Origin of the sequence: Stenotrophomonas sp. (genome assembly GCF_032099025.1) — a bacterium.
Taxonomy (GTDB): Bacteria; Pseudomonadota; Gammaproteobacteria; order Xanthomonadales; family Xanthomonadaceae; genus Stenotrophomonas.
Map to the genome: position 1 here is coordinate 1 of NZ_DAMCID010000049.1, position 9,983 is coordinate 9,983.

The following is a 9,983-nucleotide window of genomic DNA, read 5'->3' on the forward strand; positions in this document are numbered from 1 at the left end:
GGGGGACATTTGCATAGGGGCCTGCCGGCCGCGGCGGGGCCCTCAACGCTCGCGACGAACCCGATCGAAGACCTTGAGCTTCTAATCTGGCGAAGAGCCAAAGAAAAGGCCCCGCCGGTGGCGGGGCCTTGTCATGCAGCCATTGCCGGGCAGCGCCCGGCATCACCGCGCGGGTTACGCGCCGTGTGCGGCCAGCTGGCCGAGGCGCTGCACCGCCACCGACACCGTCGGGTAGTCGAGCGTCTTCTGCTCGGCCAGCTCCTGCAGCATCGACAGGGTGAAGCGCAGGCTGCTGTCGTCACGGCCGATCCAGGCGGCGACCTTGGCTTCGGCACTGCCGCCCTTCATCGACAGTACCTGGGCGGCCAGGTTGCGGTGATGCGCGGCCAGCTCGTCGCGCAGCACGCCACGGGCCACCGCATGCCAGCGACCATTGACCTCCAGCGCATCGATCTGCTCGAACAGCCACGGCAGCTGCAGCGCGTCGCCCAGGCGGAAGTGGACCTTGGACACATCCACCGGCTTGAGCTTGCGCGTACGCGCCAGCTCGATGATGTCGAACGCCGGTTCCAGGAACTGCAGCTCCGACAACTGCTGTGCCAGTGCCGGCGGCAGGCCCTTGTCCTTCCACTCCTGCACGCTCGCCTCGTAGGCCGGGCGCTGCGAATCGGGCAGCACGCCCGACGCATCACGGATGTCGTTGAACGGCGCCTGGTAGCGGTTCACCGCCTCGGTGATGCCCGGCATCGCGCCGGGGCGGAACAGCAGCCAGCGCACGAACGACCGTTGCAGCTTCCAGATCACTTCCAGCGCATCGATCTGCACCGACTCCGGCAGCGTCCCGTCGAGCGCATCGATCTGCGCCCACAGCGCACGCGCATCCAGCGTCTCACGGCTGATGGTGTAGGCCTTGGCGACCTCGGCGATGGTGCGGCCGGTGTCTTCCTGCATGCGCATCAGGAACGTGGCGCCCATGCGGTTGATGGTCTGGTTGGTCACGGCCGTGGCGATGATTTCGCGCTTCAGGCGGTGACGCTCCATCGCGTCCGCGTACTTCTTCTGCAGCGGCGTCGGGAAGTAACGCAGCAGCTCCTTGGACAGGTACGGATCTTCCGGGATGTCCGATTCCAGCAGCTGCTGGAATGCCACCAGCTTGGAATAGGACAACAGCACCGACAGCTCCGGACGGGTCAGGCCCTGGCCGCGCGCCTTGCGTGCCGACAGCTCCGCATCGGACGGCAGGAACTCGATCTGGCGATCCAGCAGGCCCTGCTTTTCCAGCGTGCGGATGAAGTGCTGCTTGGACCCCAGGCGCTTGACCGCCATCCGCTCCATCAGGCTCAGGGCCTGGTTCTGGCGGTAGTTGTCGTTGAGCACCAGGTCGGCCACTTCGTCGGTCATCGAGGCCAGCAGCGTGTTGCGCGCCTCCACGGTCAACTTCTTGGCCCGCACCACATCGTTGAGCAGGATCTTGATGTTGACTTCGTGGTCTGACGTATCCACGCCGGCCGAATTGTCGATGAAGTCGGTATTGAGCAGCACGCCCGCCTGGGCGGCTTCGATGCGGCCCAGCTGGGTCATGCCCAGGTTGCCGCCCTCGCCCACCACCTTGCAGCGCAGCTCGCCACCATTGACGCGCAGCGCATTGTTGGCGCGGTCGCCCACGTCGCTGTGCTGCTCGGTGGCCGCCTTGACGTAGGTGCCGATGCCGCCATTCCACAGCAGGTCCACCGGCGCCTTCAGGATCGCGCTCATCAGATCGTTCGGCGACAGCGCCTTGACGTTGTCGTCCAGGCCCAGCGCCTCACGCACCTGCGGGGTGATCTCGATCGACTTCAGCGTACGCGGGAAGATGCCGCCACCCTTGCTGATCAGCGTCGCATCGTAGTCGGCCCAGCTGGAACGCGGCACGGTGAACATGCGCTCGCGCTCGACGAACGAAGTCGCCGCATCCGGATTCGGGTCCAGGAAGATGTGGCGGTGGTCGAACGCGGCCAGCAGGCGGATGTGGCGCGACAACAGCATGCCGTTGCCGAACACGTCGCCGGACATGTCGCCGACACCGACCGTGGTGAAGTCCTGGCTCTGGCTGTCACGGCCCAGGGCGCGGAAGTGGCGCTTGACCGACTCCCATGCACCGCGCGCGGTGATGCCCATCCCCTTGTGGTCGTAACCGACCGAGCCACCGGAAGCGAACGCATCGCCCATCCAGAAACCATGCGCCACGGCCAAGCCGTTGGCGATGTCGGAGAAGGTCGCCGTGCCCTTGTCTGCCGCCACCACCAGGTACGGGTCGTCCATGTCGTGGCGGACCACGTCCACCGGCGGCACGATCTTGTTGTTGACGATGTTGTCGGTGATGTCCAGCAGGCCCTGGATGAAGAGCTTGTAGCAGGCCACGCCGTTGGCGAAGACCGCGTCGCGGTCACCGCTCACCGGCGGCGTCTTGGCGAAGAAGCCGCCCTTCGCACCCACCGGCACGATCACCGTGTTCTTCACCATCTGCGCCTTGACCAGGCCCAGCACCTCGGTACGGAAGTCTTCGCGACGGTCCGACCAGCGCAGGCCGCCGCGGGCGACCGCACCGAAGCGCAGGTGGGTACCTTCCACGCGCGGGCCATACACGAAGATTTCGCGGTACGGGCGCGGCTTGGGCAGGTCCGGCACCAGCGCCGAATCGAACTTGAAGCTGATGACGTGGCCGGGGCGGCCCTGTGCATCGGTCTGGTAGTAGCTGGTGCGCAGGGTGGCGTCGATCACGCCCATGAAGCTGCGCAGGATGCGGTCTTCGTCCAGGCTGGAGACGCGGTCCATCAGCTTGACCAGCGCATCGCGTGCGGCGTCCATCTGCGCCTTGCGGTCACCCTTGCGGGCATCGACCACGGTCTTGAGCACCTTCAGGGTGGCCTCGTCGCCGCCGGCCAGCACGGTCAGGTGTGCGCGCAGGCCAGCCTGCCCTTCGGCAATGGCGGCCTTGTCCTCATGTCCGGTAGCCGGATCGAAGCGGGCTTCGAACAGCTCCACCAGCAGGCGCGCCAGCAGCGGGTAACGGGTGAAGGTGCCTTCCACGTAAGCCTGCGAGAACGGCACGCCGGTCTGCAGCAGGTACTTGCAGTAGCCACGCAGCATGGCGACCTGGCGCCAGTGCAGGCCGGCGGCCAGCACCAGGCGGTTGAAGCCATCGTTCTCGGCATCGCCGTGCCAGACCCGGGCGAAGGTCTCGCCGAAGGCCTCGTCCACGCTGGCGGCATCGATCGCGCCGGCCACCGACTCCACTTCGAAGTCCTGCACGTACACCGGCGCGTTGTCCACCGTCAGGCGGTACGGGCGCTCGGAGATGACGCGCAGGCCCATGTTCTCCATCATCGGCAGCGCATCCGACAGCGGAATGTCGTCCAGCTGGCGGTACAGCTTCAGGCGCAGGCCATCGCCTTCTTCGCGATGCACGGCCTGCAGGCTCAGGCGCAGGTCGTCCGGGCCGGTCAGCGCGTCCAGCTGGCTGACGTCGTTGGCCGCGATCTCGGTGCTGGAATCTTCGATGTAGCCGGCCGGCAGGGCCTTGCCGATGCGGGCGGCAATGCGCAGGCCTTCGCTTTCACCGTGACGGACCACCAGCGCTTCGCGCAGGTCGTCCTGCCAGTTGCGCAGCACCTGGGCCAGCTTCTGCTCCAGCACGCTGGTATCCACTTCCAGGGTCTGCCCAGCCTTCGGGCGCACGATCAGGTGCACCTGGGCCAGCGGCGATTCGCCGAGCACCACCGAGCTGTCCACGTATTCGCCCTGCAGGGCGTCCTTGAGCATCGCCTCGATGCGCAGGCGCACGTCGGTGTTGAAACGCTCGCGCGGCAGGTAGACCAGCGCGGAAATGAAGCGGCTGTACTTGTCACGGCGCAGGAACAGGCGGCTGCGCACGCGTTCCTGCAGGCCCAGCACGCCCATGGCGGTGCGGAACAGCTCGTCCTCGCTGGACTGGAACAGCTCTTCGCGCGGCAGGGTTTCCAGGATGTGGCGCAGGGCCTTGCCGCTGTGGCTGGCCGGGGCCAGGCCGGACTGCTTCATCACGTATTCGTGGCGCTGGCGCACCAGCGGGATTTCCCACGGGCGGCGGTTGTAGGCGCTGGAGGTGAACAGGCCCAGGAAGCGCTGTTCGCCGATGATCTTGCCCTTGGCGTCGAATTCCAGCACGCCGATGTAATCCATGTAGCCGGCGCGGTGCACCCGCGAGCGGGCGTTGGTCTTGGTCAGGATCAGCGCGTCCTTCAGCCCCGAGGTGGCGTTGAGCCCCTGCGCGGCGAGGGTCTTGACCGGGCGCGCGGCGGACTTGTCCTTGCCGCGCATCAGGCCCAGGCCGGTGGCGTTCAACGGCGCCAGCACGTCTTCCTTGCCTTCCTTCTCCACGCGGTATTCGCGGTAGCCGAAGAAGGTGAAGTGGTTGTCGGCAGCCCAGCGCAGGAATTCCTGTGCTTCGGCGCGCGAGGCGGCATCGATCGGCAGCTGGCGGGAGCCCAGGTCGTCGGCCAGGGCCAGCGCCTTGCTACGCATCGCGTCCCAGTCGCCGACGATCGCACGGACCTCGTCCAGTGCCTTGACGATGGCCTTCTCGACGTCGGCCATGGCCTCGGCCGGCTGGCGGTCGATCTCCAGCAGCATCACCGACTCGGCGGTGCCATCGCCCACGCCCGACAGCTTGCCGCTCTTGTCGCGGCTGAAGCGCAGCACCGGGTGACCCAGCACGTGCACGCCCACGCCATGTTCGGCCAGGGACATCGTCACGGTGTCGACCAGGAACGGCATGTCGTCGTTGACGATCTGCAGCACGGTGTGCGGCGATTCCCAACCATTGGCCTTCAGCGTCGGGTTGAACACGCGCACATTGGCCTTGCCGGCCTTGCGCACGCGGGCGAACTCGAGCGTATCGGCGGCCAGCGCGGCCCACTCCTCAGCGGTGTGGTGCGGGAATTCGTCCGCTTCCATGCGCTTGTAGAAGTCGGCGGCGAACGCCACTGCCTCGGCCTGCCCGGCCGCCGGGTAACGCTTGCGCAAGGCCGTGTACACCGGCTCCAGCGAGAAGCCCACTGGCGAAACAGTCTGCGTATCGGCTGGTTTGGTCGTTTTTTTCACGGTCTTGGCTGCTGTTTTTTGCGGTTTCATGGCAGAGCGATGCGTGTTGCCCAGTTGGGAAAATGAAATTGTAGCCCTACCGCACAAAAAGGCCTTGCTGCAGGACGGAATAAGGTTTTTCAGTTGGGTGCCGTTTACGTCGCACTCCGGCACGACCCCACGCCATAGCATCGGCGCGTTGCGTGTCACCTTGAGGTGCCAGCAGGGACAGTGCCAAAAGCAATGCTTCACCAATTCTGAACTGGACGGTATAGTCCACCGCGTGAACTCCCCCACCCCTGCCGTCGCCCCACTGGATGCGCGCGATCATCGCGTGTTCGATGCCGTGCGCGATCTGATGGCCAGCCAGGGCATGCAGCTGAGCATGGAATCTGTGGCCCAGCAGGCCGGATGTTCCAAGCAGACCCTCTACAGCCGCTACGGAAGCAAGCAGGAACTGCTGCGCCGGGTATTGCAGCGCCACCTGTGCAGGACCACCGCCGGCCTGCGTGCGTTGGACGGCGAGGACCTGCGCGGCAGCCTGCTGCAGTTCGCCATCGACTACGTCGAACACTTCAATGAGCCGCAGGTGGTCCAGGCCTGCAAGCTCATCGCAGTCGAATCGGCCCAGTTCCCCCAGGAGGCGCAGGCCCTGTACCGCGACGGTGCCGGCGCACTCGCCCTTCACCTCGCTGAATGGCTCCACCTGCGCATGAAGCGCGGCCTGCTTCGCCATGACGACCCGCACTTCATGGCCGAACTGCTATTGAGCATGATCGCCGGGCTGGATTTCGAGAAACAACGCTTTCATACCCCCCATCGTGCAGACGCCTCGCAGCGGCGCCGGTGGGCCGAATTTTCCGTGGACAGCTTCCTGCGCGCCTTCGCCGTGCCTGAAGCGCTTCCGATACTGCATTCAAACCAACACCGGAGTTTCTCCTGATGATCGCCCCACTCCGCACCCTCGCCCTGACGTGCGCAGTCGCCGTCGCGTTGACCGCCTGCAAGAAGCCGGAGCAACAGACGCCCCCGCCGCCGGAAGTGGGCGTGATCGAGGCCAAGGCCGATACCCTGCCGCTGCAGCGTGAGCTGGTCGGCCGCCTGTCGCCGTACCGCAGCGCCGACGTGCGCGCGCGCGTGCCGGGCGTGCTGCTCAAGCGCGTCTACCAGGAAGGCCAGGACGTCAAACAGGGCCAGGTGCTGTTCCTGATCGACCCGGCCCCGCTGCAGGCGTCGTTGAACGCCTCGCAGGCCGAGCTGGCCTCGGCCCAGGCCACCTACGCCAATGCCAAGGCCGCCGCCGCCCGCGCCCGTTCGCTGGCCCCGCAGAAGTTCGTCTCCAAGTCGGACCTGGACGCTGCCGAAGCCACCGAACGCACCGCTGCCGCGGCTGTGCAGCAGGCGCAGGCCTCGCTGTCCAACGCCAAGATCAATCTCGGCTACGCCCAGGTGACCTCGCCCATTGCCGGCCGCGCCGGCAAGCAGCAGGTCACCGAAGGCGCACTGGTCGGCCAGGGGGACATCACCCTGCTGACCACGGTGGACCAGCTGGATCCGCTGTACGTCAACTTCTCGATGAGCTCGGACGAGCTCACCCAGCTGCGCCGGGCCCAGGCCAATGGCGCGGTGTCGCTGAGCGGCGACGGCAAGTCGACGGTGCAGGTGAAGCTGGCCGACGGCACGATGTACGACCAGCCGGGCACGCTGGATTACTCCTCGGCCGTGGTCGACCCGTCCACCGGCGCGGTGACCCTGCGCGCGGTGCTGCCGAACCCGGAACAGATCCTGCTGCCGGGCGCATTCGTGAGCTTCCAGGCTGTCCTGGGTGAGCGCAGGAACGCCTTCCTGGTGCCGTTGCAGGCCCTGCAGCGCGACACCACCGGCGGCTTCGTCATGGTGGTGGGCAAGGATGGCAAGGTGGTGCGCAAGAACGTGGTCAGCGAAGGCCAGCAGGGCAGCAACTGGCTGGTCAGCAGCGGCCTGGAGCCGGGCGACAAGGTGATCGTGGCCGGCGTGCAGAAGGTCAAGGAAGGCGCACCGGCCACGGCCAAGCCGTGGACCCCGACCGCCGCCAACGGCCCCGGCCAGGCCCCGGCAGGTGCCGCCCCCGCGGCCGCCGGCCAGGCGCCCGCCGCCCAGGCAGACGCCGCCGCACCCGCCGACCCGGCCGCCAAGCCTTCCGATGGCGCTCCGGCTGCCGAACCGACCAAGCAATAACGGGAACCAGCCGTCATGCCTAAATTTTTCATTGAACACCCGGTATTCGCCTGGGTGGTCGCGATCCTGATCTCGCTTGCGGGCGTGATCTCGATCCTCGGTCTGGGCGTGGAGTCCTACCCCAGCATCGCACCGCCCCAGGTGACGGTGAGCGCCACCTACCCCGGCGCCAGCGCCGACACCACCGAAAAATCGGTCACCCAGGTGATCGAGCAGCAGCTGACCGGTATCGATCACCTGCTGTACTTCAGCTCCTCGTCCGCCTCCAACGGCCGCGCGACCATCACGCTCACCTTCGAAACCGGCACCGACGCGGACATCGCGCAGGTGCAGGTGCAGAACAAGGTGTCGCTGGCCACGCCACGCCTGCCCACCGAAGTGACCCAGCAGGGTGTGGTGGTGGCCAAGGCCAACGCCGGCTTCCTGATGGTGGTGGCGCTGCAGTCCGACAGCGAGGCGATCACCCGCGATGCGCTGAACGACATCGTCGGCTCGCGCGTGCTCGACCAGATCTCGCGTATCCCCGGCGTCGGCAGCACCCAGCAGTTCGGTTCCGAGTACGCCATGAACATCTGGCTCAACCCGGAGCGCATGCAGGGTTTCGGCCTGTCGGCCAGCCAGGTGCTTGCGTCGATCAAGGCGCAGAACGTGCAGTTCGCGGCCGGTTCGCTGGGTTCGGACCCGTCCCCGGCGGGGCACTACTTCACCGCCACCGTGTCGGCCGAAGGCCGCTTCAGCTCGCCCGAGCAGTTCGAGGAGATCATCCTTCGCGCCAATCCGGACGGCTCGCGTGTGATGCTCAAGGACGTGGCCCGCATTGCCTTCGGCGCCAACAACTACGGCTTTGACACCCAGTACAACGGCAAGCCCACCGGTGCCTTCGCCATCCAGCTGCTGCCCGGTGCCAATGCACTGAACGTGGCCGATGCGGTGCGCGCCAAGATGGAAGAACTGCAGCCGAGCTTCCCGGCCGGTGTGAGCTGGTTCTCGCCGTACGACAGCACCACCTTCGTCAAGATCTCGATCGAGGAAGTGGTCAAGACGCTGATCGAAGCGGTCGTGCTGGTGTTCCTGGTGATGCTGATCTTCCTGCAGAACTTCCGCGCCACCCTGATCCCGACGCTGGTCATCCCGGTCGCCCTGCTGGGCACGTTCCTGGGCATGAGCATCATCGGCTTCACCATCAACCAGCTCACCCTGTTCGCGATGGTGCTGGCGATCGGCATCGTGGTCGATGACGCCATCGTGGTCATCGAGAACGTCGAACGCATCATGACCGAGGAGAAGCTGCCGCCCAAGGCCGCGACCCAGAAGGCGATGACCCAGATCACCGGCGCGGTGGTGGCCATCACGGTCGTCCTGGCGGCGGTCTTCATTCCGTCGGCACTGCAGGGCGGCGCGGCCGGCGAGATCTACAAGCAGTTCGCCCTGACCATCGCCATCGCGATGGCGTTCTCGGCGTTCCTGGCGCTGGGCTTCACCCCGGCGCTGTGCGCGACCTTCCTCAAGCCCACGCACAACGATCACCCGAACATCGTCTACCGCACCTTCAACAAGTACTACGACAAGGTCAGCGGCACCTACGTGGGGCACATCACCTCGGCGGTGAAGCATGCGCCGCGCTGGATGATCCTGTTCGTGGTGCTCACCGTGTTGTGCGGCTTCCTGTTCACGCGCATGCCGGGCAGCTTCCTGCCGGAAGAAGACCAGGGCTATGCGCTGGCGATCGTGCAGCTGCCGCCGGGCTCGACCAAGGCGCAGACCAACGCGACCTTCGCGCAGATGCGCGGCATCCTGCAGAAGCAGGACGGCTTTGAGGGCATGCTGCAGGTGGCCGGTTTCAGCTTCGTCGGTTCCGGCGAAAACGTGGGCATGGGCTTCATCCGACTCAAGCCGTGGGCGGACCGTGACATCACCGTTCCCGAGTTCATCCAGAACATGAACGGCGCGTTCTACGGGATCAAGGAGGCCCAGATCTTCGTGGTCAACCTGCCCACCGTGCAGGGCCTGGGCCAGTTCGGCGGCTTCGACATGTGGTTGCAGGACCGCGGCGGTGCCGGCTTCGAACAGCTCACGCAGGCGCGCAACATCCTGCTGGGCAAGGCCGGCGAAGAGAAGGACCTGCTGACCGGCGTGCGCCCGAACGGGCTGGAAAACGCCCCGCAGCTGCAGCTGCACGTGGACCGCGTGCAGGCGCAGAGCATGGGGCTGTCGGTGTCGGACGTGTACAGCACCATCCAGCTGATGCTGGCCCCGGTGTACGTCAACGACTTCTTCTACCAGGGCCGCATCAAGCGCGTGACCATGCAGGCCGATGGTCCGTTCCGCACGGGGGCGGAGTCGTTGAACAGCTTCTACACCCCCAGCTCGCTGCAGACCAACGCCGACGGCACGCCGGCGATGATTCCGCTGAGCACCGTGGTGAAGTCGGAGTGGGTGTCCGCGCCGCCGTCGCTGAGCCGCTACAACGGCTACTCGGCGATCAACATCGTCGGTTCGCAGGCGCCGGGCCGCAGCTCGGGTGAAGCGATGCAGGCGATGGAGCGGATCGTGCAGGACGACCTGCCGGCCGGCTTCGGCTACGACTGGTCGGGCATGTCCTACCAGGAAATCCTGGCGGGCAACGCGGCCACGCTGCTGCTGGTGCTGTCCATCGTGGTGGTGTT

3 protein-coding genes and 1 pseudogene are annotated in these 9,983 nt (G+C 66.4%); 3 read left to right on the plus strand and 1 reads right to left on the minus strand.

What is annotated here, in order from left to right:
- Window positions 1-174: 174 nt before the first annotated feature.
- Window positions 175-5,067 (minus strand): annotated as a pseudogene (locus RT456_RS19055) (NAD-glutamate dehydrogenase domain-containing protein); the annotation flags it as partial.
- Between the two features lie 316 nt (window positions 5,068-5,383).
- Between RT456_RS19055 and RT456_RS19060 the strand changes: the two are divergent.
- The 3 genes from RT456_RS19060 to RT456_RS19070 form a co-directional block, all read left to right on the plus strand.
- A complete protein-coding gene (locus tag RT456_RS19060) occupies window positions 5,384-6,043 on the plus strand; it encodes a TetR/AcrR family transcriptional regulator (RefSeq protein ID WP_313348972.1) in 660 nt (219 codons plus the stop codon).
- Window positions 6,043-7,317, plus strand: coding sequence for an efflux RND transporter periplasmic adaptor subunit (locus tag RT456_RS19065; RefSeq protein ID WP_313348973.1), 1,275 nt, complete (start codon window positions 6,043-6,045; stop codon window positions 7,315-7,317). Before RT456_RS19060 ends, RT456_RS19065 begins: the two co-directional genes overlap by 1 nt.
- Before the next feature lie 15 nt (window positions 7,318-7,332).
- Window positions 7,333-9,983: efflux RND transporter permease subunit (locus RT456_RS19070; protein WP_313348976.1), on the plus strand; the 2,651-nt coding region annotated here is incomplete at its 3' end.

What these genes read in the sequence shown, in the direction of transcription:
- RT456_RS19065 (WP_313348973.1), top strand. Translation starts at nt 6,043, where the DNA reads ATGATCGCCCCACTCCGCACCCTCGCCCTGACGTGCGCAGTCGCCGTC.